General features: G+C 71.9%; 21 protein-coding genes, 1 tRNA gene and 2 riboswitches. Of the genes, 7 read left to right on the plus strand and 15 right to left on the minus strand.

The window, feature by feature from the left end:
• Positions 1–47: 47 nt before the first annotated feature.
• Positions 48–188, minus strand: a riboswitch (glycine riboswitch).
• 26 nt (positions 189–214) lie between these two features.
• Positions 215–307: riboswitch (glycine riboswitch) on the minus strand.
• A 54-nt stretch (positions 308–361) separates the two neighbouring features.
• Together Tsedi_RS03840 and Tsedi_RS03845 are read right to left on the minus strand one after the other, a co-directional pair.
• A complete protein-coding gene (locus tag Tsedi_RS03840) occupies positions 362–1,969 on the minus strand; it encodes an AAA family ATPase (RefSeq protein ID WP_143893778.1) in 1,608 nt (535 codons plus the stop codon).
• A gap of 5 nt (positions 1,970–1,974) precedes the next feature.
• The gene (locus Tsedi_RS03845; RefSeq protein ID WP_143893781.1) at positions 1,975–3,660 is read right to left on the minus strand and encodes an electron transfer flavoprotein-ubiquinone oxidoreductase; all 1,686 of its coding nucleotides are present in this window, start codon (positions 3,658–3,660) and stop codon (positions 1,975–1,977) included.
• Positions 3,661–3,826: 166 nt separating this feature from the next.
• On the opposite strand from Tsedi_RS03845, the gene Tsedi_RS03850 reads away from it, so the two are divergent.
• Complete coding sequence (locus tag Tsedi_RS03850; protein WP_143893783.1) at positions 3,827–4,255, plus strand: acyl-CoA thioesterase; 429 nt, start codon at positions 3,827–3,829, stop codon at positions 4,253–4,255.
• Between the two features lie 55 nt (positions 4,256–4,310).
• On the opposite strand, the gene Tsedi_RS03855 is transcribed toward Tsedi_RS03850, so the two are convergent.
• From Tsedi_RS03855 to hemH, 3 genes are read right to left on the minus strand one after another with little or no spacing between them, the layout of a single operon-like run.
• Positions 4,311–4,895 carry a peroxidase-related enzyme gene (locus tag Tsedi_RS03855; RefSeq protein ID WP_143893785.1) on the minus strand — a complete coding sequence of 195 codons (585 nt, stop codon included), beginning with the start codon at positions 4,893–4,895 and terminating at the stop codon, positions 4,311–4,313.
• A gap of 30 nt (positions 4,896–4,925) precedes the next feature.
• Positions 4,926–5,399 carry an RNA-binding S4 domain-containing protein gene (locus Tsedi_RS03860; RefSeq protein ID WP_143893787.1) on the minus strand — a complete coding sequence of 158 codons (474 nt, stop codon included), beginning with the start codon at positions 5,397–5,399 and terminating at the stop codon, positions 4,926–4,928.
• Between the two features lie 28 nt (positions 5,400–5,427).
• Positions 5,428–6,519, minus strand: coding sequence for a ferrochelatase (hemH, locus tag Tsedi_RS03865; protein WP_143893790.1), 1,092 nt, complete (start codon positions 6,517–6,519; stop codon positions 5,428–5,430).
• Between the two features lie 19 nt (positions 6,520–6,538).
• On the opposite strand from hemH, the gene Tsedi_RS03870 reads away from it, so the two are divergent.
• The 4 genes from Tsedi_RS03870 (at position 6,539) to Tsedi_RS03885 (ending at position 8,552) form a co-directional block, all read left to right on the plus strand.
• Entirely contained in the window at positions 6,539–7,318 is a 780-nt protein-coding gene (locus Tsedi_RS03870) for an HAD-IA family hydrolase (RefSeq protein WP_246099168.1), read from the plus strand.
• Between the two features lie 32 nt (positions 7,319–7,350).
• A complete protein-coding gene (locus tag Tsedi_RS03875) occupies positions 7,351–8,013 on the plus strand; it encodes a glutathione S-transferase family protein (RefSeq protein ID WP_143893794.1) in 663 nt (220 codons plus the stop codon).
• Between the two features lie 93 nt (positions 8,014–8,106).
• Positions 8,107–8,313, plus strand: coding sequence for a 2-oxoisovalerate dehydrogenase (locus Tsedi_RS03880; RefSeq protein WP_143891429.1), 207 nt, complete (start codon positions 8,107–8,109; stop codon positions 8,311–8,313).
• Positions 8,310–8,552: a type II toxin-antitoxin system HicA family toxin gene (locus Tsedi_RS03885; RefSeq protein WP_143893796.1), complete on the plus strand. Its 243-nt coding sequence runs from the start codon at positions 8,310–8,312 to the stop codon at positions 8,550–8,552. Before Tsedi_RS03880 ends, Tsedi_RS03885 begins: the two co-directional genes overlap by 4 nt.
• A 1-nt stretch (position 8,553) precedes the next feature.
• Here Tsedi_RS03885 and hpnE read toward each other — a convergent pair whose 3' ends face one another.
• From hpnE to hpnC, 5 genes are read right to left on the minus strand one after another with little or no spacing between them, the layout of a single operon-like run.
• On the minus strand, positions 8,554–9,942 hold the full coding sequence (gene hpnE / locus Tsedi_RS03890; RefSeq protein ID WP_246099169.1) for a hydroxysqualene dehydroxylase HpnE: 1,389 nt from the start codon (positions 9,940–9,942) through the stop codon (positions 8,554–8,556).
• On the minus strand, positions 9,939–10,817 hold the full coding sequence (hpnD, locus tag Tsedi_RS03895) for a presqualene diphosphate synthase HpnD (protein WP_143893800.1): 879 nt from the start codon (positions 10,815–10,817) through the stop codon (positions 9,939–9,941). Before hpnD ends, hpnE begins: the two co-directional genes overlap by 4 nt.
• On the minus strand, positions 10,814–13,954 hold the full coding sequence (locus Tsedi_RS03900; RefSeq protein WP_143893802.1) for an efflux RND transporter permease subunit: 3,141 nt from the start codon (positions 13,952–13,954) through the stop codon (positions 10,814–10,816). Before Tsedi_RS03900 ends, hpnD begins: the two co-directional genes overlap by 4 nt.
• 22 nt (positions 13,955–13,976) lie before the next feature.
• Positions 13,977–15,056 carry an efflux RND transporter periplasmic adaptor subunit gene (locus tag Tsedi_RS03905; protein WP_185970573.1) on the minus strand — a complete coding sequence of 360 codons (1,080 nt, stop codon included), beginning with the start codon at positions 15,054–15,056 and terminating at the stop codon, positions 13,977–13,979.
• Entirely contained in the window at positions 15,050–15,934 is an 885-nt protein-coding gene (gene hpnC / locus Tsedi_RS03910; RefSeq protein WP_143893806.1) for a squalene synthase HpnC, read from the minus strand. Before hpnC ends, Tsedi_RS03905 begins: the two co-directional genes overlap by 7 nt.
• A gap of 142 nt (positions 15,935–16,076) precedes the next feature.
• Between hpnC and Tsedi_RS03915 the strand changes: the two genes are divergently transcribed.
• Both Tsedi_RS03915 and Tsedi_RS03920 read left to right on the plus strand, forming a co-directional pair.
• On the plus strand, positions 16,077–17,111 hold the full coding sequence (locus Tsedi_RS03915; RefSeq protein WP_246099170.1) for a GGDEF domain-containing protein: 1,035 nt from the start codon (positions 16,077–16,079) through the stop codon (positions 17,109–17,111).
• A gap of 79 nt (positions 17,112–17,190) precedes the next feature.
• Positions 17,191–17,277: transfer RNA gene (locus Tsedi_RS03920), tRNA-Leu, on the plus strand.
• A gap of 27 nt (positions 17,278–17,304) precedes the next feature.
• Here Tsedi_RS03920 and Tsedi_RS03925 read toward each other — a convergent pair.
• Genes Tsedi_RS03925 through Tsedi_RS03945 form a run of 5 tightly spaced genes read right to left on the minus strand, consistent with a single transcriptional unit; the run spans position 17,305 to position 23,228 of the window.
• Positions 17,305–17,931 (minus strand): nitroreductase family protein, encoded by a 627-nt coding sequence (locus tag Tsedi_RS03925; protein WP_143893808.1) that lies wholly within the window; start codon positions 17,929–17,931, stop codon positions 17,305–17,307.
• Between the two features lie 18 nt (positions 17,932–17,949).
• The gene (locus Tsedi_RS03930) at positions 17,950–18,426 is read right to left on the minus strand and encodes a sirohydrochlorin chelatase (RefSeq protein WP_342781086.1); all 477 of its coding nucleotides are present in this window, start codon (positions 18,424–18,426) and stop codon (positions 17,950–17,952) included.
• A gap of 19 nt (positions 18,427–18,445) precedes the next feature.
• A complete protein-coding gene (cobA, locus tag Tsedi_RS03935; protein ID WP_143893810.1) occupies positions 18,446–19,252 on the minus strand; it encodes a uroporphyrinogen-III C-methyltransferase in 807 nt (268 codons plus the stop codon).
• On the minus strand, positions 19,249–20,232 hold the full coding sequence (gene ybiB / locus Tsedi_RS03940; protein WP_143893812.1) for a DNA-binding protein YbiB: 984 nt from the start codon (positions 20,230–20,232) through the stop codon (positions 19,249–19,251). The genes cobA and ybiB overlap by 4 nt, the downstream gene beginning before the upstream one ends.
• A complete protein-coding gene (locus Tsedi_RS03945; protein WP_143893814.1) occupies positions 20,229–23,228 on the minus strand; it encodes a nitrate reductase in 3,000 nt (999 codons plus the stop codon). The genes ybiB and Tsedi_RS03945 overlap by 4 nt, the downstream gene beginning before the upstream one ends.
• Positions 23,229–23,240: the final 12 nt, after the last annotated feature.

The raw sequence follows: 23,240 nt of genomic DNA on the forward strand, positions 1-23,240 counted from the left end.
GCTTCCCGACGGCAACGACAGGGCCGGTCCGAACACGGACCGGGGCGCGCCTGCTGTCCGCTTTACCTGAGAGATTCACGCCGCAGTCGCCGCCCTGAGGCGGCGCGACACCGCGTTTGCTCCTTCGGTGGACGCCGCCGCCCGGGGTTCGGTCCGGCGTGGCCGCGCCTCTCTCCAGCAGGAAACCCGCCAGCCGCACGCGGCCGGGGCGGGGCATCAGTCCTTTTGCCTGAGCGTTCGGCCCGCGGGCCTGCGCCTTCGGCGGCCGCCCGGCACCTCGGCAAGGTGCGGCGGCGCTCTCCTGATGGGTTGCATTGTAGCGCCGCTGCCGCGACCCGTCGCGGCCCGGTCCAAGGCGGGCTCACATCCCCCACACGCCGATCGTGCGGCCGCCGATGGTCTCGCGGCGGTGGAAGATCTTCTCTTCCCAGCTCCGCCCGGGCCGGCGGTCGAAGACGATCAGGTGCGCTTCCTGCGCGCCGCACTGGTCGGCATACGCCGCCGTCTGGGTGAGGCCTTCCTCGATCGTCGCTTCCAGGCTCCTGTGCAGGATCTTGAGCTCGAGGACGACGCGCTGCACGGGCCCGAGAAAGCCTTGCGCTTCATCGAGCGGCCACTCGAGGAAGAGGTCGGTTCGGCGACGGCCCAGGCCGTACTCGCGGCTGATGCGGCCTCCTCCGTTGACGATCCTCTGCAGGAAGGCCTGCAGCAGCAGCTGCGGGCCGGCTTCCCGGTACTGGAAGCGCTCGATCCAGGCGTCGGCGTTTTCGCGGAAGAATTGCTGGAAGGCCGCAAGGAGCTTGTCCATGTCCAGCCGCCGGTCGCTCGGGCGGACGTACCAGGCCTGCTGCTGCGGCAGCATGTACTGGGTGCTGAAGGTGAGTTCGCGCGGGATGACTTCGCGGTAGATGCGGTTGCTGATCTCGGCCGACGGGATGCGTCGAATCAGCCCCAGGTCTTCGACGTACTGCAGGTCGTCGCTGGGCAGGTCATGCACGGCTTCGTCGCCGCCGGCCAGCAGGCGGCTGATGACGGCGTGCACGCGCGGCTCTCTCAACTTGTCGGTGAGCTGATCGAGGTGCGTGGCGCGGCTCTGGATCAGCCGCTCGCGCGCGGCCTTGTAGCGCTCCAGCGTCACCGGCAGCGCGCGGTTCTTGCGCAGCTCCTTGTCTTGCCAGGTGCATTCGTGCCCCAGGGCATTGACCAGCCACGGCTGGCCCCGGGTGTCTTCCCAGAGTTCCGGCCAGATGGCTTCCTCGAAACGCTGGCCGGTGGCTTCGGTGTGCTGCAGCCACAGCGCGCGCGTTTCTTCTTCGCTGAAGTTGCCCAGCCGGATCGAGGCGGCCTTGATGTTGAAGGCGCTGCCGCCCGTGATGATCTCGCCGTCGCCGCTGTGGATGCGGTAGTCGCGCACATCCCGCACGCCGCACAAGACCACCGTCTGCGGAAAGGCCATCGGCCGCTGCGCGTAGCCGGCGCGGATCTGACGCAGCAGCGAGATCAGCGTGTCGCCGACCAAGGCGTCGACTTCGTCCAGGAGCAGCACGGCGGGGCGCTGCGGCGCCATCTGGCTCCAGTGCCGCAGCAGGGCGGTGAGGCGGTCGCGCGCGTCGATGGCTTCGCCTTCGCGGCGGTACCAGTCGTAGAGCGCACGCTCGCCGGTGGCGTCCTCGATGCTGCGGGCGATGGCGTGACAGGCGGCGCTGATGCCGGCCTGCACGTCGCCACGGGCGGCCTGCGCGCCTTCGATGTTGGCGTAGGCGCAGCGGTAGCGCCCCTGCCGGTTCAGATGCTCCATCAGCGCCAGCAGCGCCGTGGTCTTGCCGGTCTGCCGCGGGGCGTGCAGCACGAAGTAGCGCTTGGTCTCGATCAGCGATTCGATCTCCGCCAGATCCACGCGCGTCAGTGGATCCAGCAGATAATGGTCTGCGGGAACCGATGGACCTGCAGTGTTGAACTGCTTTTCCATCGCGGTCACATGCCGGCGTAGTTCGGTCCGCCGCCGCCCTCGGGGGTCACCCAGACGATGTTCTGTGTCGGGTCCTTGATGTCGCAGGTCTTGCAGTGCACGCAGTTCTGCGCGTTGATGACGAGCTGCGGCACACCGTCCTTCTCGACGAATTCGTAGACGCCGGCGGGGCAGTAGCGGCTCTCCGGCCCGCCATAAAGCGCCAGGTTGACCGCCACCGGCACCGAGGCGTCCTTCAGCGTCAGGTGCGCGGGCTGGTTTTCCTCGTGGTTGGTGTTGGAGAGGAAGACGCTGGAGAGCCGGTCGAAGGTCAGCACGCCGTCCGGCTTGGGGTAGCGGATCGGCTCGACCTGGCTGGCGGCATGCAGGCGCGCGTGGTCGGGCACATGGCGGTGCACGGTCCACGGCGGGCTCTTGATCCCCAGCCGCGGCAGCAGCCAGTGCTCGATGCCGGTCATCAGCGCGCCGATCGTGTTGCCCTTCTTGAACCAGGTCTTGAAGTTGCGCGCGCGGTGCAGCTCCTCGTACAGCCAGCTCTGCTCGAACGCGGCCGGGTAGGCGGTGAGTTCGTCGTGCGCGCGGCCGGCGCGCAGCGCCTCGAAGGCCGCCTCGGCGCACAGCATGCCGGTCTTGATGGCGGCGTGGCTGCCCTTGATGCGCGCGGCGTTGAGGTAGCCGGCGTCGCAGCCCACCAGCGCGCCGCCGGGGAAGACGGTCTTGGGCAGGCTCAGCAGCCCGCCGGCGGTGATGGCGCGCGCGCCGTAGCCGATGCGCTTGCCGCCCTCGAGGTGGGCGCGGATCGCCGGATGGGTCTTCCAGCGCTGCATCTCCTCGAACGGGCTCAGCCACGGGTTCTGGTAGTCCAGCCCGACGACGAAGCCGAGCGTGACCTTGTTGCCCTCCATGTGGTAGAGGAAGCCGCCGCCGTAGGTGTGCTCGTCCAGCGGCCAGCCGGCGGTGTGCACCACCAGGCCGGGCCTCGCCTTCTCGGGCGGGATCTCCCACAGCTCCTTGATGCCGATGCCGTAGGTCTGCGGGTCGCGGCCCTCATCGAGCCGGAAGCGCGCGATCAGCTCCTTGCCCAGGTGGCCGCGCGCGCCCTCGGCGAAGACGGTGTACTTGGCGCGCAGCTCCATGCCGAGCTGGAAGGCGTCGGTGGGCTCGCCGTCCTTGCCCAGGCCCATGTGGCCGGTGGCCACGCCGACCACGCCCCCCTGCTCGTCAAAGAGCACCTCCGCGGCGGTGAAGCCGGGAAAGATCTCCACCCCCAGCGCCTCGGCCTGCTCGCCCAGCCATTTGGTGACGGCTCCCAGGCTGATGACGTAGTTGCCCTCGTTGTGGAAGCAGTCGGGCATCAGCCAGCGCGGCGTGCGCAGCGCCCGTTTCGCGTCGAGGAACAGCACCTCGTCGCCGGTGACCGGCTGGTTCAGCGGCGCGCCACGCTCCTTCCAGTCGGGAAAGAGTTCGGTGAGCGCGCGCGGATCCATCACCGCGCCCGACAGGATGTGCGCCCCCGGCTCCGAACCCTTTTCCAGTACGCAGACCGATACCTCCGCCCCTTGGGCGGCGGCCAGCTGCTTGAGCCGGATCGCGGTGGCCAGCCCCGCCGGGCCGGCGCCGACCACGACGACGTCGTACTCCATGGCCTCGCGCGGGCCGAACTGCTCGATCAGATGCGCCGGGGTCTTCATGGCGGTGGGGTCTTCCTCGGGGGTGGCCCGGCGCGCCGCCGCACAGAGAGGGGAACGCGGCCCGCGCGCCGGAGAAGGGTGGGGGTGTCAGGTTGGCGACCGATTGTAGTGGGGCATGCCTTAGGATGGCTGTCTGTCCGACGACAACCACCCGAGAGGAGGCTGCATGCGCCTGGAACTGCCCGAGGCCAAGCGCCTGGTGCACACCATGACGATCCCGATCCGCTGGGGCGACATGGATGCCATGGGGCATGTCAACAACACGGTCTACTTCCGCTACATGGAGATCGCGCGGCTGCAGTGGATGGGCGAGTGGGGGATGCCCGCCAACCCGCAGGGGCAGGGGCCGGTCATCGTCAATGCGTTCTGCAACTTCCTGCGCCAGCTGGAGTACCCGGGCGAGGTGATCGTGCGCAGCTACGTCGGCTCGCTGGGGCAGCGCTCGTTCGACATGTTCCACGAGATGCTGCGCACCGACGGCGGCGACACGGTTTACGCCAACGGCGGCGCCACCGTGGTGTGGGTGGACTTTCCGGCGCAGCGCTCGCTGCCGCTGCCCGAGGCGCTGCGCGCGCGGTTGGCCGACGCGGGGTGAGGCCGGGCGCGCCGGCGGAGGTTTCGCGCCGAGCGGCCGGGCGGCGCGGCTGCGCTCACTTGGCCTTGGGCAGGCGGCCCATCAGGTAAAACTCCGGGTTGGGCTCCATGCCGCTGAACGAGGCCATGCGGTTGGACAGGCCGAAGAAGGCGGTGATGGCGGCGATGTCCCAGATGTCCTCATCGTTCAGGCCATGCGCGTGCAGCGCGGCGAAGTCGGCGTCCTCGATCTCGTGCGAGCGCTGGCACACCTTCATGGCGAAATCGAGGATCGCGCGCTGACGCGGCGTGATGTCGGCCTTGCGGTAGTTGACCGCCACCTGATCGGCCACCAGGGGCTTTTTCTCGTAGATGCGCAGGATGGCGCCGTGCGCCACCACGCAGTACAGGCACTGGTTGGCGGCGCTGGTGGCCACGACGATCATCTCGCGCTCGCCCTTGGTCAGGTTGGAGGAGCGCCCGACCGTCTCCGGCATCATCAGCGCGTCGTGGTAGGCGAAGAAGGCGCGCCACTCCGCCGGGCGGCGGGCGAACATCAAAAAGACGTTGGGCACGAAGCCGGCCTTTTCCTGCACCTCCAGGATGCGCGCGCGGATGTCGTCGGGCAGGTCCTTCAGCTCGGGCAGCGGGTAGCGGGGCATCGGGGGTCTCCTCGTTCACGGCAGGGTGGATCAGTCGTCCAGCGACGCGCTCCAGCGCGCATTCCAGCCCGGGGCGGCGCCACGGGTACGCCAGCGCTCCAGCTCGCGCCGGTCGCGCTTGGTCGGGCGGCCCTGGGTGTAGGCCAGCGCCGGCTCCGGCGCCAGTCGGCGCAGCTCCGCGTGGCGCTGGCGTGCCTCGATCGACTCGGCTGTCTCCTCGTAGAGCAGGGCGGCCTGCGGCGCCGGGCCGCGCACCGCCGACAGCGCCTTGACGACCACGGTGCGCTCGACATCGCCGGTGCGCATCCGGATCACGTCGCCGGGGCGCGGTGCGCGTGCAGCCTTGGCAGGCTGGCCATTGACCCACACGCGGCCCTTGTCGATCATCTCGGCCGCCAGCGCGCGGGTCTTGTAAAAACGTGCCGCCCACAGCCACTTGTCCAGCCGCACGCGGCCAGGCTCCTCCCCGGCGTCGGTTCGGTTGGGGCGCGGTGTGCGGCTCATCACCTCCGATGGTAGCGCGCCGCGCGCCTCACATCGCCGCGCCCAGCGCCCGTGCGCGCTGGCGCGTGGCCTCGGCGGCGGCGGGGTCGTGCGGCGTGCGCGTCGGCCAGCCGGCCAGGTGCCGCTCGGCCAGGTCCGCCAGCGCCCGCAGCCAGCCCAGGTCGTCGTTCAGGCACGGGATGCAGTGGAACTCCCGCCCGCCGGCGGACAGAAAGGCTGCGCGCGCCTCCTGGTCGATTTCCTCCAGCGTCTCGATGCAGTCGGCGGTGAAGCCGGGGCACACCACGTCCACGCGGCCGACGCCTTGGCGGGCGAGTTCCACCAGCGTCGGCTCGGTGTAGGGCTGCAGCCACTTGGCCTTGCCGAAGCGCGACTGGAACGTCACGACCGCCTGTTCGGGCGGCAGCTCCAGCGCCTCGGCCAGCAGCCGGCCGGTCTTGCGGCATTCGCAGTGGTAAGGGTCGCCGAGCTGCAGCGTGCGCGCCGGCATGCCGTGAAAGCTCATCACCAGCCGCTCGGGCCGGCCATGCTCGGCCCAGTGGGCGCGCACGCGCGCGGCCAGCGCCCCGATGTAGCCGGCGTCGTCGTGGTAGTGGTTGACGAAGCGCAGCTCCGGCACCCAGCGCAGCCCGCCCGCCCAGCGCCACACCTCGTCGAAGACGCTGGCGGTGGTGGCGGCGCAGTATTGCGGGTAGGCCGGCAGGATCAGGATGCGCGTGCAGCCGGCGGCTTTGAGCGCCTCCAGCTCGCGCGCGATGGCCGGCTCGCCGTAGCGCATCGCCCAGCGCACCGTCACGTGGTGGCCGCGCTCGCCCAGCAGCCCCTGCAGCAGCTTGGCCTGCCGCTCGGTCCATACCTTCAGCGGCGAGCCCTCCGGTGTCCAGATCGTGGCGTACTTGGCCGCCGACTTGCGCGGCCGCACGTTCAGGATGATGCCGTGCAGGATCGGCCACCACAGCGCGCGCGGCAGCTCCACCACGCGCGGGTCGCTGAGGAACTGCCCCAGGTAGCGCCGCAGGGCGGCCGGGGTCGGCGCCTCGGGGGTGCCGAGGTTGATCCACAGGATGCCCGTGCGGGCGGGCTGGCCGTGCGTGTAGGCGGGTTCGGGGCGCATGCGCATGGTGGTATTCTGGCGCACGATGATCGACGCCGCCGGCCTGCGGGCCTTGACCCTGGATCTGGACGACACGCTGTGGCCGATGCGGCCCACCATCGAGCGTGCCGAGGCCGCGCTGCAGGCGTGGCTGGAGGCGCACGCGCCCACCACCGCCGCGCGGCTGCGCGATCGCGCCTGGGCGCGCGCGGTGCGCGCCGGCGTGCAGCGCGACCACCCGGACCGCCACCACGACCTGACCTTCCTGCGGCGCGAGGCGATCCGCGTGGCGCTGCGCGCAAGCGGCGACGACCCGGCGCTGGCGGAGCCGGCGTTCGAGGTGTTCTACGCCGAGCGCCAGCGCGTCGAGCTGTTCGCGGACGCCCGGCCGGCGCTGGAGCGGCTGGCGGCGCGCTGGCCGCTGGTGGCGGTCTCCAACGGCAACGCCGACGTGCGCCGCGTCGGCCTGGGTGACTGTTTCGTCGCCCACGTCGGCGCGCGCGAGGCTGGCGTGGCCAAGCCGCACCCCGGCATCTACCAGGCGGCGCTGGCGGCGGCGGGCGTGGCGCCGCAGGCGGCGCTGCACGTCGGCGACGACCCGCTGCTGGACGTGGTCGGGGCGCGCCGCGCCGGGCTGGCCGCCGTCTGGGTCAACCGCCACGGCCACGACTGGGACGCCGCGCTGCAGCCGAAGGACTGCGGCTGCGGCGGCGGGGACATGGCGCGCGCGCTGCACGCCGGCGGCGTGCAGCCGCAGCCGCACGAACGCCCGCACGCGCAGGTGGCGCATCTGCTGGAATTGTGTGAACGGCTCGGCTTGGGCTGAGGCGGGGCCGCCGATGCAAGGAGCTTGAACCGATGGCGCTGACGATCCATGGCATCTTCGCCTCGCGCGCGGTGCGGCCGCTGTGGGCCGCGCAGGAGCTGGGCGTACCCTACACCCATGTGCCGACGCCGTATCAGGGCGGGGCGACGCGCACGCCGGACTTTCTGGCGCTCAACCCCAACGGCCATATCCCGGTGCTGGTCGACGAGCGACCCGAGGGGCGCGTGGTGGTGTGGGAGTCGATGGCCTGCGCGCTCTACCTTGCGCGGCACTACGGCAAGGGCGACGGCAGCGACCTCGCGCCGGCCAGCCCGGCCGAGGACGCCGAGGCGCTGCGCTGGGCGTTCTGGGCCGTCACCGAACTCGAGGCCGACGCGCTGTGCGTGCTGATGCACCGGCTGGGCCTGCCGCCGCAGCGGCGCGACGCCGACAAGCTCGCCGCCGCGGAGCGGCGCCTGCGTGTGCCGCTGAAGGTGCTGGAGGATCATTTGAGCGCGCGCGCCGCGCAGGGGCATGATCACCTGGCCGCGGCGCGCTTCACCATCGCCGATCTGTGCGTGGCGTGCGTGGCCAACTGGGCGCGCCCGTCGCACGAGCTGATGCACGCCTTCCCGCGCGTGCACGACTGGCTGCAGCGCTGCCACGCCCGCCCTGCCTATCAGGCGCTCAAGGCGGCGGCGAAGGGGCAGGGGTGAGCGTGCGGCGAGGCGTTGGGCTGCCCGGGCCCGCGCGTCCGACCTTGGCCGGGGCGCCGACCGCCGCCGTCAGCGGCTGAAAGGGAAAACCGCATGACCGAGATCCATTTCATCGTCGAACAGGCGCCCGAGGGTGGCTGGCTCGCCCGCGCTGTCGGCGCCGACATCTTCACCGAGGCCGATGAGCTGCCGGCGCTACACCAGCAACTGCGCGATGCGGTGGCCTGCCACTTCGACGAGCCGGACCGTCCGCGGCTGATCCGGCTGCACATCACGCGCGAGGAGGTCATCGCCGCGTGAGAATTCCGCGCGACCTGTCCGGGCGGGAGCTGGTGCGGCGGCTGCAGCGGGTCGGTTATGACGTGACGCGTCAGACCGGCAGCCACCTGCGGCTGACGACGACGTGCGGCGGCCAGCACCACGTCACGGTTCCCGCGCACGACCCGCTGCGCATCGGCACGCTGGCGGCGGTGCTCGACAGCGTGGCCGCGCATCTGGGCTGCAGCCGCGACGACCTGCTGCGCCGGCTGTTCGACTGATTCAGGCGAGGGGGTCGCCGCGCAGGACCTCCACCGCCGCCAGCCCGCTGCGCACGGCGCCTTCCAGAGTGGCGGGGTAGGGGCCCGCGACGTAGTCGCCGGCGGCCAGCAGCCCGGCGGCGATGTGCGCAGCGGGCCGGCGCAGGCCCGGGGTGCAGGCGAAGGTGGCGCGCCGCTCGACGAGGGTGGCGAGCGCCTGCACGCCGGGGCAGGCCAGTGCCGCGGCCAGTTGCCGGGTGACGGCTGCGGCCAGACCCTCACGGTCGCCGTCCCACGACGGGTCGGGGCTGCTGACGACGGCGGCCAGCAGCGCGCCGTCGGCCGCAGCGGTGTTCTCGCCCCGGTGAAAGACGAACTGCGCCGGCGCTGGCCGCGCCTCATTCGGCAAGGCCAGCATCGGCTGCGGCCAGCGCCAGCGCCAGCCGCGCGGCGCGCGGGCATAGATGGTGGCGATCGGCACGTGGGCCAGCGCCTTGGCCTGCGCCGCCCAGCCGCGCACGGCCGTGGCCTCGGGCGCCGGGCAGGCCGGGTCTCCGGCCCAGGTCGAGACCAGCCGCGCGGCCTCGGGGGCTGGCGTGGCCAGGATGACCGCCTCGGCCGCGAGCGCCGCGCCGTCGGCCAGGTGGACGTGCCAGCGGCCCCCGCGGCGCGCCAGTGCCAGTGCGCGCGCGCCGAGGCGAAGCTCCGCGCCGCGCGCCGCGAGCCACGCGGTGGCGGCGTCCGGCAGCAGGGCGCCGAGGTCGCCGCGCGGCAGCAGCAGGTCGCTCGGGGCCAGACCTGCCGGGGCCGGGGCGCGCAGGGCGTCGCGCAGCACGCGCAGGAAGGTGGTGCCGCACGCCGTGGCCGGCGCGGTGTTGAGCGCCGCCACCGCCAGCGGCTCGATCAGTTCGTCCACCACGCGCGCCGGCAGCCCGGTGCACAGGTCGGCCACCGTGGCCTGCGGCGGGCAGGTGAAGCCGGCAGCCATCCAGCGCGCCGCGCGGCCCAGCGCTGCCGCGCGCTCACCCCAGCCCCAGCCGCGTGCCGTCAGCAGCGTGGCGGCCAGCGCCAGCGGTGCCGGCATTCGCGTGGCCCAGCCGGGCAGGATCAGGCCGGTGCCATCCGGGCGCGGCAGCGCGAGCGGCAGCCGCTGCAGATGCCGTTGCCACGGCACCCCCAGCGCCTCGAGCAGGCCGAGCGTGGCGCCGCAGGCGCCGATCAGGATGTGCTGGCCGTTGTCGAGCGGCAGCCGCCCGCCGCGGCCATCGGGCAGCGTCAGCCGCCGCGCCCGCCCGCCCCAGTGCCGGCTGGCCTCCAGCAGCGTGACGCGCCAGCCGGCGCGTGTGGCGGCCACCGCCGCGGCCAGCCCGGCCCAGCCGCCGCCGATCACCACTGCGGCCGGTGCGCTCACCACCGCCCCAGCGCCTGCATCTTCCACGCCAGCCACAGCTTGCGCAACGGGGTCAGCGCCACACGCTCGCGCAGCACGCGGTGGGGCTGGCGTGCCACCTCGCGCAGCAGCGCGCGGTAGATGCTGGCCATCATCAGCCCCGGTTTCTGGCTGGCCCGGTCGGCCGCGGGCAGCAGCGCCACCGCCTCGTCGTAGGTTGCGAGCGCCCGTTCGATCTGAAAGCGCATCAGCGCCTCGAAGCGCGCCTCGAAGCCGGCCTCGGCCTCCTGTCCGAGGGTGAGCAGCTCGCGCGGCTTGACCTCGAAGCGGCGCAGTTCATCCAGCGGCAGGTAGATGCGCCCGCGCAGCGCGTCGTCGCCGACGTCACGGATGATGTTGGTCAGCTGAAGCGCGCGCCCGAGCCGGTGCGCGTAGGCGGTGGTGGCTTCCTCGGTCTGGCCGAAGATGCGCGCGGCCACCTCGCCGACGACGCCGGCCACCAGGTGGCAGTAGTGCGCCAGCGCCGCGAAGTCCAGCCAGCGGTTCTGCTGCAGGTCGAGCTCGCAGCCGTCGATCACCGCCAGCAGCGGCTCCGGCCGCAACCCGTAGACCGCGATGTGCGGCTGCAGTGCGATCAGGGCCGGATGGTCGGCGCGGCGTCCGGGGCTGAAGGCCAGCGCCACCTGCTGGCGCCACCAGGCCAGCTTGGCCTGTGCGACGCCGGGCTCGCGCACCTCGTCGACGATGTCGTCGATCTCGCGGCAGAAGGCGTAGAACGCGGTGATCGCCGCGCGCCGCTCGGGCGGCAGGAACAGGAACGCGTAGTAGAAGCTGCTGCCGGCGGCCACAGCGCGCTCGCGCGCGTACGCCTCGGCGTGCCGCAGGGCCGCGCTCATGTCGGCGCCCCCGCCGCGCGTCCCTGCGGGTTGGCGGCGCGGCGCATCGTCACCACCACCAGCAGTGGCACCACGAACAGCGTCAGCACGGTCGAGACCAGCAGCCCCCACACGATGGCCGAGGCCACCGGGCCCCACAGCAGGCTGTGACCGCCGAATCCGAAGGCCAGCGAGACCAGGCCGCCGATCGTCGTCGTGCTGGTGATGATGATCGGCACCACGCGCCGCCGCGCCGCGTAGAGCGTCGCGTGCATCAGCCCCATGCCGCTGCGCAGCCGCTCGTTGACCGCGTCGATCAGCACGATGGCCGCGTTGACCGCGATGCCGGTGAGCGCGATCACGCCGTAGAGCGTGTACAGCGACAGCGGGTTGCGCGTGATCGCCAGCCCCACCGCCACGCCGGCGAACGCCAGCGGCACCGTGACCAGGATCATCAGCGGCTGGAAATAGCTGCGGAACTGCGCCGCCAGGATCAGGTAGATCAGCCCGACGCCAAGCAGGAACAGGCGCTGCATGGCCGAAAGGCTCTCCTCGATGTCCTCCAGCTCGCCGGAGAAGTCCAGATCGACGCCGGGGTGCTGCAGGCGCAGCGTCTCCCACGCGGCGCGGATGCGGCGGTTGGCCTCGGCGGTATCGAGCACCGCCTTGTCGAGGTCGGCCTCCACGGTGATGGCGCGGCGCAGGTTGTGGTGGCGGATGAAGCCGCGCGTGGGCTCCACCTGCGCCTGCACCAGCGTGCCCAGCTGCGTGACGCCGCCGCCGGGCAGCGCCACCGGCGTGGCCAGAAGCGCGGCCGGGTCGGCCGGGCGCGCCTCGGGCAGGCGCTGGCGCACGCGCAGCTCGATCTTGTCGCCGCCCTCGCGCGTGAAGGCCACCACCTCGCCATCGACCGCCAGCCGCACCAGCCGCGTCACCTGCGCGGCCGACAGGCCCAGCTCGCGCAGCGCCTCGGGCTTGAGCTCCAGCCGCAGCATCGGCCGCCCCGGCAGGCTGTCGTCCTGCACGTCGCGCGCGCCCGGCAGCGCGGCGATCACCCCCTTGAGCGCCGCGGCGGCGGCCTCGATCTGCGCCCACTCGTCGCCGCGCACCTTGACGTTGATCGGTTTGCCGGCCGGCGGCCCGCCTGAGAGCAGCGTGAAGCTCTTGCGCCCGGGACCGGGCAGCGACTCGATCTCGGCCCGCATCGCCTCCACCACCTCCTGCACCTCGCGAGCGCCCGGCGCGCGCGGGTTCAGCGAGACGAACACCTGTCCGTAGGCGTCGCCGTAGACCGGCTCGGTCTGCGTGAATTTCAGGCCGGCGGTGGAGGTGACGGCGCGCGCCTCGTGGCCGTCCTCCGCCGGGCCGACACCGCGCAGGTGGCGCCGCACCAGCTGCTCGACGCGCTCGGTCTCGGCCAGCGTTTCTTCCAGCGACGCGCTGGCCGGCATGTCCACGTTGACGTAGAACGCGCGGATCGGGTCGAAGGCGAAGAACTGCACGCGCACGATACCAGTGGCCACCAGCGCGCCGGCGCCGGCGATGATGGCCGCGCCAGCGGCAAGGAACAGCCACGGCCGGCGCAGGGTGTAGGCCAGCAGCTGGCCGTAGCGCAGGCGCACGGCGCGGTTGAAGCGGTTGCGCCATGCCTGCACGCGCGACGGGCGGTCCAGCCGCACGTCGAGCATGCTGACGTGCACCGGCATCATCCAGAACGCCTCCAGCAGCGAGATCAGCAGCGCCAGCGTGACGACGAACGGGATGATGAACATGAACTTGCCGACGATGCCCGGCAGCAGCATCAGCGGCAGGAAGGCCGCCAGCGTCGTCGCCACGGACGCCAGCACCGGCTTCCAGACCTCGGCGATGCCGTCCAGACTGGCCTGCAGCGCCTGCTGGCCGCGCTCCAGCCGATAGTAGATCGCCTCCACCACCACCACCGCGTCGTCCACCAGCATGCCCAGCGCGATCACCACGCCGAGCAGGATCGAGATGTTGACGGTGTAGCCGAGCGCCCCCAGCAGCGCGAACGTGCCCAGCAGCGCAAACGGGATGCCCAGCGCCACCAGCAGCCCGATGCGCCAGCCGAGGAACAGCCAGCAGATCGCCAGCACCAGCAGCACCCCCACCAGCGCGTTGGACTCCATCACGCCGATGGCCTCGCGCGTCGGGATGGTCTGGTCGTCGGTCAGCGTCAGCTGCAGGCCCTGCGCGGCCAGCACGGCGTTTTCGCGCGCGATGAAGGCGCGCAGGTCGTCCAGCAGCTGCAGGGTGTTGACGCGCGCCTTTTTCGTCACCGCCAGCGAGATCGCCGGCTGGCCATCCATCGAGGCCAGCTGCGCAGGCTTGGCGCGCGCCCACTCCACGCGCGCCACTTCGCCCAGGCGCGCGCGCGCGCCGGGCCGGCCGGCGGCGGCCACCTCCAGCCGCGCCAGCCGCTCGGGGTCGAGCGTGATGCCCGCCACCGCGATGGTCCACACGCCCTGTTGGGTGGCCAGCGTGCCGGCGGCGGTGTCGCGCCAGAAGCCGCGCAGCGCATCGGCCACGTCGGCGGCGGTCAGCCCGCGCGCGGCCAGCGCCGCCGCATCCGGTTCCACCCGGATCTCCGGGTCGCGCAGCCCGGAGGCGAACACCTGGTCCACCCCGCGCAACCGTTCCAGCTGGCTGCGCAGGCGTCGGCCCTCGCGGCGCAGCACCTCGTCGTCGGCCGCGCCGGTCAGGCGCATGATCGCGGTCGGAAAGCCGTTGGAGGTGGAGATCTCCAGGATGCGGGGCGTCTGAGCCTGTTCCGGCAGCTCGGTGCTGGCCTTGTTCTGGATCTCGCGCCGCAGGTCGTTGATGCGCTTGTCGAAGGTGCGCTCGTCCAGCTCGCCGAAGCGGATCAGGAGGCTGGAGACGTTCTCGCGCGAGCTGGAGCTGACGAAGCGGATGTCGGCCACCCCCTTGATCGCGTCTTCCAGCGGGTTGGTGACGAGCCGCTCGACGTCCTCGGCGCTGGCGCCGGGCAGCACCGTGGTGACGTTGACCCAGTTGAAGTTGATCTCGGGGTCGCGCTCGCGCGGCATCTGCAGGTAGGCCAGCAGGCCCAGCAGCATGACCACCACGAACGCGATGTTGGCCAGCGGGTGGTTGGTGATGAGGGCGCGCAGCAGTCGCATCGGTTCGAATCTCCGCGCGCGCTCATGGGGCCAGGGTTACCGGCTGGCCGTCGCGCAGGGCCTGCTGGCCGCGCACCACCAGGCGCGCGCCATCGGGCAGGCCCGCCGCCGGGGCCGGGCGGCCCTCCTGCGCGCCGGGCAGCGGCACGAAGCGCGCGCGCGCCGCCGCGCCGTCGCCCTCCACGGTGAAGACGCCCAGCTGCGCGCCGCGGCGCACCAGCAGCGCCGCCGGCACGTGCGGCTGCGGCGCCGCCCAGCGCAGCAGGCCGGCGGTACCGGGCGGCAGCGCCGGGCCCTGCAGCGCCAGCCGCACCGTCTGCAGCCGCGTGGCCGGCGCCACCGTCGGCACCACGCGCAGCAGCCGCGCCGCGCGCACCTGGCCGTCGTCGGCCTCGAAGCGCGCCTGCGCCCCGGCACGCAGCTCGGCCACCTCGGCGGGGCTCAGCGCCGCCTGCAGCTCCACGCCGTCGGTCTGCGCCAGCACGAACAGCACCGCCCCCGGCGCCACCGTCTCGCCCTGCTGCGCCAGCCGCTGCGTCACCGTGCCGGCAAACGGCGCGCGGATCACCGCCTTGGCCAGCTGGCGCTCGGCGGTCTGCAGCGCGGCTTCGGCGCTGGCCAGTTCGGCGCTTTGCAGCGCCAGCTCCGTCTCGCGCGCGTTGAGCGCCTCCGGCGACAGAAAGCCCTGCGCCTGCAGCTCGCGCGCACGACGCAGCTGCGTCTGCACCAGCTCCAGCCGGGCGCGTGCGGCATCCCGCGCGGCGCGGGCGCGGTCGCGCGCGAGTTCGAGGTCGGTGGCGTCCAGCCGCGCCAGTTCCTGCCCGGCGCGCACCGGCTGGCCGACGTCGGCGCTCCAGCGCTGCAGCACGCCGCCGACCTCGGCGGCGATCCTGGCCTCGTTGCGCGCCACCACCTGGGCGCTGGCCTGGCGCTCGGGCCGCAGCGCCACCTGCGCCAGCGGCTGCACCTGCACCGGGGCCGGGGCGGTGGAGGCCGGGCCGGGGACGCCGGGTTTGGAGGCGGTCGCCACTGCCGGCCACGGCAGCGTCGCCAAGAACAGCGCGGCCAGCGCCGCGCTGCGCAGGGTCGTTGGTTTCAGCATACGGGATCGTCTCGGGCGTCCGGTGGGCGGTTCCATGCTGTGCGCCACAGCAAGAGGGGGACGTCGGTGCCGCGCAGGCGTGGGCGCTGCCGCAGCACCCGACCGCCCAGCGCGTCCACCTTCTGCAGCACGCGCAGGCCGCCCTGCAGCACCAGCCGCAGCTCCCAGCCGAAGCGCCCGCCGACGCGCCGCGGTAGCCCCCAACCCTGCACCAGCAGGGCGCGGGCGCGCGCGCAGCCGTGGCGCACCACCGGCGTCAGCGCCTCGATGCCATGCGCGGTGAGTGCTCGCGCCGGCTCCAGCCCATGCCGGCGCAGCCACGCATCAGGCAGGTAGCGCCGCCCGCGCGCCTCATCCACCCCCAGATCCTGCCAGCAGTTGATCAGCTGCAGCGCGGAGCAGATGGCGTCGCTTTCGGCCAGCGCCTGCGGGTCATGCACACCGGCCAGGTGCAGCATCAGCCGGCCCACCGGGTTGGCCGAGCGGCGGCAGTAGTCCAGCAACTCGGCCTCGTCGGCGATGCGCCGACCCTGCGCGGTCCAGCGCACATCCTGCTCGAAGGCATCCAGCAGGTCCAGCAGCGGCCGCGCCGGCAGGTCATGGCGCCGTCGTGCCAGGTGCCAGTCCTGTACGGCGAGCCGCCAGGCCGGATCGGGTGGCGCGCCGACGGCTTCGCCCGCGCCGTCCTGCACCGCCTGGCGCAGCCATGCCAGCGCGCACAGCCGCTCGTCGGCCGTCGCGTCGCCCTCGTCGGCCGCGTCGTCGGCCAGGCGCGCCACGCGGTAGACGGCCCGCACCGCCGCCCGCCACGGTGGCGGACACAGCAGGGAGGCGACGGGAAAATTCTCGTCGTGTGCGACGGCGGGGGCCAACGGCATGGTGCGCCGATGTTGCCACAGCTGCGAGGGCCGCTGGGCGGCAAGGGGAGTTCCCGATGGCGACGCGCCGCCCGGGTGCTACCATCGAAACCAAACAAGAACACCAAACCTCACGCACGATGCCGCCGCGGGCGGAACGCCGATGCCCCAGAGCCGAATGCTGGAACACCTCGAACACGTGGCCCGCCTGACCCACGGGCGCGACCGCGAGGGGCTGGACAGCACGTTGACCGAGGTGCTGTCATCGGTGCTGCAGGCCGAGGCGGTCACCTTGTGGGAAGCGCTGCCCCATGAGACGGGCGAGCGCGCCCTGCGGCGCGCCGTGGCGGGTGCGGCGGCCCCGGCCGACGCCGTGGTGGCCGACGAGCCGCCGCCGCTGTCGGCGGTACCGGGCCTGGCCGCGGTGCTGCAGACGGGCCGTCCAGAGGTCCTCGAGGCGGCCGGGGGACAGCGGCTGCTGGTGCCGCTGCAGACCGAGACCCAGCGCCGTCTGGTGCTGGACATCGTCCTGTCGCGCGCGGTCGAGGCGCAGGACCAGCGCGTCGCCGAGGGCATGGGGCGCATTTACGTCAATGTCATCAACCTGCTGGAAGCCAGCGAGCGCGACACCCTCACCGGCCTGCTCAACCGCAAGTCGTTCGACGACACCTTCTACAAGGCCACCCGCCCGGCCGACGCCGACGGCGCCCCGGCGGCCGGTGGCGAACGCCGGGCCCGTGCCGCCACCTGCTGGCTGGGCGTGATCGACGTCGACCACTTCAAGAGCGTCAACGACCGCTTCGGCCACCTGATCGGTGACGAGGTGCTGCTGCTGATGGCCCGGCTGCTGCGCCAGACGTTTCGCCACGACGACCATCTCTACCGCTTCGGTGGCGAGGAGTTCGTGGCGCTGATCCGTGCCGACGACGCCGCGGCCGCCGCGGCGGCCTTCGAGCGCCTGCGCGCCAGCGTCGAGGCCTACCCCTTTCCGCAGGTCGGCCGCATCACCGTCAGCACAGGCTACACCGCGGTGCGGCCGTTCGACACGCCGGCCGATGCGTTCGAGCGTGCCGACCGTGCCGTCTACCTGGCCAAGGCGCAGGGGCGCAATGCCGTGCGCTGCTTCGAGACCGACGTCGCTGCCCAGGCGGCGGCCGAGCCGATGCAGCACGCCGGCGGTGGCGTGGAGCTGTTCTGACACCCCGCGCCGCCGCGGCGCGCACGGCTACAATGGCGCGCCTGCCGCGCGTTCCCCGGCGGGAGACAAGCGCGGCCTTGCGCGGGTGGCGAAATTGGTAGACGCACCAGGTTTAGGTCCTGACGGTGGCGACACCGTGGGGGTTCGAGTCCCCCCCCGCGCACCATATCATTATCATCATTTTCTCAAGCGATCAACCGTCCGGCGACCACCTCGACAACAGTTGCGAGGGCTCCGGTCGGCGAGGTGCTCGACCCGCCTCGTGGACCGTTCCGACGTTCACGAAGCACACCGGCAGATCGGTGGCACCCAGTGCGAAAGCCTGGCGAAGCACGGCGGATCCGAGCGCCTTGCCACTGGTCAGCGCCGATCCGTAGCCCATCGCGGTGGCCATGAGCAGGACGTTCTGCACGGCGCAGCCAGCACCGATGAGGCGCTCGTGGAGGGGGACGTCGGGGTCGCGCGGGCCGGTGTCGACCACCAGCAGCCACAGCAGGGGTGCGCGCAGCGCTTTCTGGCGTGCCCGGGCCAGTTCCTCATCGAGGGCCCCGGCGTCGCGCTTCCGCAGCGCCTCGGCGAAAACCTCACTCAGCGCCGCCCGGGCCGAGGCTGGTATTTCGATGAAGCGCCAGGGGACGAGCTGGCGGTGATCGGGGGCGGCTGCCGCGGCAGCCAAAAGCTGTTCGATCTGGGCGTGGGTCGGTCCTGGGGCCACGAGCCGTTTGGGCAGTACGGTCCTGCGCTCGGTGATCCATTGCAGCGCCCAGGCGGCTGCATCGGGATGACCTGCCGGTGTCGCGGTGACCGGGGCTGTGGCCATGTCCGGGGCTCGGCAGTATCACAGAGAGGACGCGGGTCGCCCCAGGCCGGGGTGCATCCTGGAGCCGTCGGTGTCGCCAGAAGCAGCGAGATGTGCGTGGGCGTCTACGTGGTCGACGGCGATCGCGGCCAACGTCTCGATCAGCCGGTCGTCGTCCCCGACGGCCGCCGTCAGCTGCCACGTGACCTGCGGGCAAGCGCGGCGCAGCTCCTCGATCTGGTTGGGAACATCGCGCCTGACGTGGCCGCCCGTGCCGAGGAAGAGCGGCAGCACCACGATCCGTCGGCATCCGTCGCGTGCAAGCCGATGGCCGGCCTCAGCCAGACCTGGGGTCATGAACTCGAGGAACGCGAGCTGAACTGCCACTGCCGGACGTGCGGCCCGGACAGCCTCGGCGAGGCGTTCGAAAGGCGTGGCCCAAGCCGGGTCGCGGGCGCCATGCCCCAGCAGAATCAGGCCGTCGAAGATCGCTAGGGACGAGCATCCGTCAGACATGGTGATACCCTCGCCGAGGTCAGGCCGCGCGCCGCCCGGCCCCGTGGCTGGATGCTTGTTCGTCGGCATGCGCCAAGGCGGCAAGGGCCTGCAACACCTCACCGACGATGATGATGGAGGGACTGCCAAGGCCTTGCGACACCAGGGTTTCGACCAGCCGCTCCAACGTGGTGACGGCAACCCGTTGGTTGGCCAGCGTCGCGTGCTGCACCACGGCTGCCGGCGTGGCGCCGGGCAGTGCGCCGAGGAGCCCGGACTGAATGTCCGCGGCGCGGGTGATCCCCATGTAAACGACCAGGGTCAGTTTGAGGGCGGCAGCTGCCTGACCGAGCAGTACCCAGTCGGGTTCGGCCTGCCCGGGGGCGCCGTGGCCGGTGATGAAGACGACCCCGTGGGCAAACCGCCGGTGCGTCAGGGCCGTCTGCAGCGCCGTGGCCGCGGCCAGCCCTGCGGTGATGCCGTTGATCACGTCCACCTCCAGACCGGCTGCCCGCAGCTGCTCGATTTCCTCGCCGCCGCGTCCCAGAATGAAAGGATCTCCACCCTTGAGTCGCACCACCCGCAGACCGCGGTGGGCCTGCTGGATCATGAGCCGGTCGATGAACGCCTGGGGGGTCGACGCGCACCCGCCACGCTTGCCGACACGGATCACGCGCGCATCCGGCCGGGCGTGCACCAGGACTTCCTCGTTGACCAGATCGTCCATGAGGATGACGTCGGCCGCCGCGATGGCCCGCACGGCTTTCAGCGTCAGCAGTTCCGGATCGCCGGGGCCGGCTCCCACCAACGTGACCGGCCAACGCGTGCGGGGCTGGGATGGTTTCATGGGGTGAGCTCCTCGTTCAGGTTTTCCTGGATGGCAGGCTGCGGGTTCCTGCGGGCCGCTTGGCGGGCCAGCAGCTCGAGGATCCATTCGGCTTGCCGCCGCAGCGGGGCAGGGCAAGGGGTGATGTCATGCAGCAGGCGCAAGGTGTAGTCGACGGTGGCGCCAAGATTGCGCCCGTCCGGCAGATCGGGCGCCTGCGCGAGGCTGCCGGTTTCGGCCTCGCACAGCAGCCGATGGCGGCCAGCCTCGAAGGCGTCGATGCGAGGCAGACGGCGTGGGTCGGCGACCGGCTCGCCCTCGGTACCGCGCAGCAGCATGGCCCAGCAGCCCAGCATGTGCAGCACCGCCGCGGTGCTGTGCAGGTATTCCGGATGCGTGTAGCTGCTGACCAGAAGCGCCCCTTCCACGGGTTGCATCAGCTTGACGAGGCTGTGCGCCGTGTTGCGCAGGCCGAGGACGCGGCGCGCGTCGAGCACCCGCTGCAGGCCGGGCAACAGCTGCCGCGTGGCCAGCCAGACGACACCGGCGCGGTCGGCGACCGCCTCGGGGGTGGCCGCAAACTCGACGTCCACGCCGCGCTCCTTGATGGCGTGCAGCACGGCATGCGACGTGAGCCGTCCGGCAGGATCGTCCGTCTGGCCGTGCACGATGACGCGGCAGCCACGCTGCGCCAGCATCAGGGCCAACAGCGGTGTCAGGACGGGCAGGCGCCGGGCGCCGTTGTAGCTCGGCAGCACCACGGTGGGCGTCACGCCGCCCGGCACCCGCCGCATCGTGGCATGGATGGCATCGAGAAAGCCGGCCAGTTCCTGCGGCGTTTCGCCCTTGACGCGCATCGCGACGCAGAAGGCCCCGAGTTCGAGGTCCGTCACACGCCCGTGCAGCAGGTCGGTCATCAGGCCGCACGCCTGCTCGCGCGACAGAGGGCGAGCCCCGTCACGGCCACGCGCGATCTCCCGCAGGCAGGCGGCGATGCTCATCGAAGCGCCCCTTCAGCTTCGCTGCCAGCCATGGCCGCCGTTGGAGATGGCGGGTGGGCGCGCAGCAGGCGTTTGAGCTGCGGCAGGCACGATCCGCACTGCGTGCCGCAACCCAGGGCTTGCTGCAGGCCGTGAAGGCGCATCGTTTCATCGCCAGGACGTCCGCGCAGATCCGCCACGATGGCCGCTTCGCTGACGCCCACGCACTGGCAGACGATGGGCGACAGCGGTGGCGCTGCGCCGGTGGGAGGGGTTCGCAGATCCATCAGCAGCATCGAGGTCGGGATCACGACCGGCTCGCGCCGACGCAGCAGGGCCTCCATCCATTCGGCGGATTGGCATCGTCCGCTGAGCAAGAAGCCGGCGAGCGGGCGACCCTCGTCGCCGTGGGCTGGGTCCGACCAGCGCAGACGCCGGTGGAAACGACGTGGCGCATCGTCCAGCCCGACGACGTCCGGTCCGTCAAGCTCCAGTTCCTCACAAAGCTGGAGCAGCCAGTCGCTATCCGCCGGCGCGCGTTCGGCGGCGGCCTTGAACAGAAGGCCGTCCGTCATCGCGTCGTCCTGTGCCGGGTCGTCGGCTGACGGGCCAGTGGTGGTGACAGTCCCGAACGGCACGCACACGGCGTAGTCGAAACGGGTCAGCAGCTTGCGCAGCACGGCCTGCGCGCGCAGGGCCTTGTCCGGGGGCAGCCAGGCCATCGCATGCAGGCGCCAGCCGAGCCGGGCTGGCTCGATCCGTACGGCGGCATGTTTCAACTCCGGCTGGCGCGAACGCGGACAAACCGCTGGCAGCGTCAGGCCGTTGATCCCGTGCCCCATGCACGCTGAGGCCGAGGACGCGCCGCCCAGGTACTCGCCGCCCCAGTGCATGGGCACGAAGCACTGCCGTCGCTGGACCTCGTCCGATGGCATGGCCGGCAGCACCACGTGCCCGCGGCGACTCTCAAGCCGAACCAGGTCCCCGGCGCGCAGCCCTTCCTCGCGCAGATCGTCGGGATGCATCCAGACGACCGGTTCGCCCACGTGCCCGAACAGACCGCCGACGGTGGCGGTGCGGGTCATGCCGTGCCATTGGTCACGCAGGCGTCCGGTCAGCAGCGCATACGGATAGCGTTGGCAGCGGTCTTCGGCCACCGGTTCGTAGGGGAACGCGACGAAGCGTGCCTTCCCATCGGGTGTTGGGAACCGCCCGTCGGTGTACAGGCGCGGCGAGCCGCCGGCCGCCGTGTCCGGGCAGGGCCACTGTTGCGGTGCCTGCTCCAGCCGCGCGTAGCTCAGGCCGGTGATGTCGAGGTCGCGGCCGCGCGTGCTTTCGCGGTGCTCATTCCAGACTTCCTCGGGCGAGCGGTACGGGAACAGGGATGCCGCCGAGCGCGCCGGCAGCCGGGCCTCCAGACGGCGCCCGACCTCCGCCGCGATGCGCCAATCGGGCCACGGCTCCTCTCCGGTGTGGCCACGCGGGGGGCTGACGGCGGCACGCACCCGGCTGATGCGCCGCTCGCTGTTGGTGACCGTGCCTTCCTTCTCACCCCAGGTGGTCGCGGGCAACAGCACATCGGCCCATTGGCAGGTGGCCGCCGTCTGGTAGGCCTCCTGCACGATGACGAGTTCGGCTCGGTCGAGTGCCTGACGCACGGTGGCCTGATCGGGCATCGACTGGGCCGGATTGGTGCAGGCGATCCACAGCGCCTTGATCTGCCCGCGGGCGGCGGCTTCGAACATTTCCACCGCCGTCAGGCCCGGCCGATCCGGTAGCGCCGCATCGGGCAGCAGCCCCCACAACCGGGCCATCTCGAGGCGATGCGCAGCATCGGTCAGGTCGCGGTGGGCACTGAACAGGGTGGCCATGGCGCCGACTTCGCGTCCGCCCATCGCATTGGGCTGGCCGGTCAGGGACAGCGGTCCCGCTCCTGGACGGCCGATCTGCCCGCAAGCCAGATGCAGGTTGATCAGACTGGCGTTCTTGGCCGTGCCGCTGGTCGATTGATTCAAACCCTGGCAATAAAGGCTCAACGTGCGCAGGCGCCGATCCCGCGGCAGGGGAACGCCGGCAGGCCATCCCTCCGGAACCCCTGCCAGCCACCGGGCGGCTGTGAGCAGATCGCCCATTGAAATGGCGCACACTTGGGCGACGAGCTCGGGGGGGTAAGCCTGCGCCAGCTCGCGCAGCTCCTCGTAGCCCTGGGTGTGCCGCTCGATGTATTCGCGATCGACCCAGCCTTGTGCTTCCATCACGTGCAGCAGGCCGTGAAACAGCATCACGTCAGTGCCGGGCTGCAGCGCCAGATGCAGATCGGCCAGGCTGCAGGTGTCGGTTCGTCGCGGGTCGGCGACGATGATGCGCATCTGGGGGCGCCGCGCCTTGGCTTCCTCCAAACGTCGGAACAGGACGGGGTGCGCCCACGCGGTGTTGCTGCCGGCGATGAACACGCAGTCCGCGTGGTCCAGATCCTCGTAACAGGCCGGAGGAGCATCGGCGCCCAAGGTGAGCTTGTAGCCAACGACGGCGCTGCTCATGCACAGGCGCGAGTTGCTGTCGATATGCGGTGTGCCGATCAGCCCACGGGCCAGCTTGTGAAAGACGTAGTAGTCTTCGGTCAGCAGCTGGCCGCTGACGTAAAACCCCACGGCTTGGGGGCCGTCCCGCCGAATGATGGCTGCCAACCGGTCGGCCACATGGTTCAGAGCCTGATCCCAGGCGACGGGCCGGGGTGGTGTGTCCCTTGAAGTCCGCAGCATCGGCTGCAGCAGGCGCGTGGCCGTTTGGCGCAGCGGGTTGGCGGTCAAGTGCAGCGTCGAGCCCTTGGTGCAAAGCCGGCCGAAGTTAGCCGGATGCTGCGGGTCGCCACGCACGCCGACGACGCGATCCCCACGGCTTTCGATCAGCACCCCACACCCCACGCCACAGTAGGGGCAGGTCGAGCGCGTCACCCGCGTCCCTTCTGCCGTCGCCGAAGGCGGCGTGACTGGCTTTTCAAGAGTGGATGTTGGCATGGCAGATCCGGA

Source organism: Tepidimonas sediminis (genome assembly GCF_007556605.1).
GTDB lineage: Bacteria > Pseudomonadota > Gammaproteobacteria > Burkholderiales > Burkholderiaceae_C > Tepidimonas > Tepidimonas sediminis.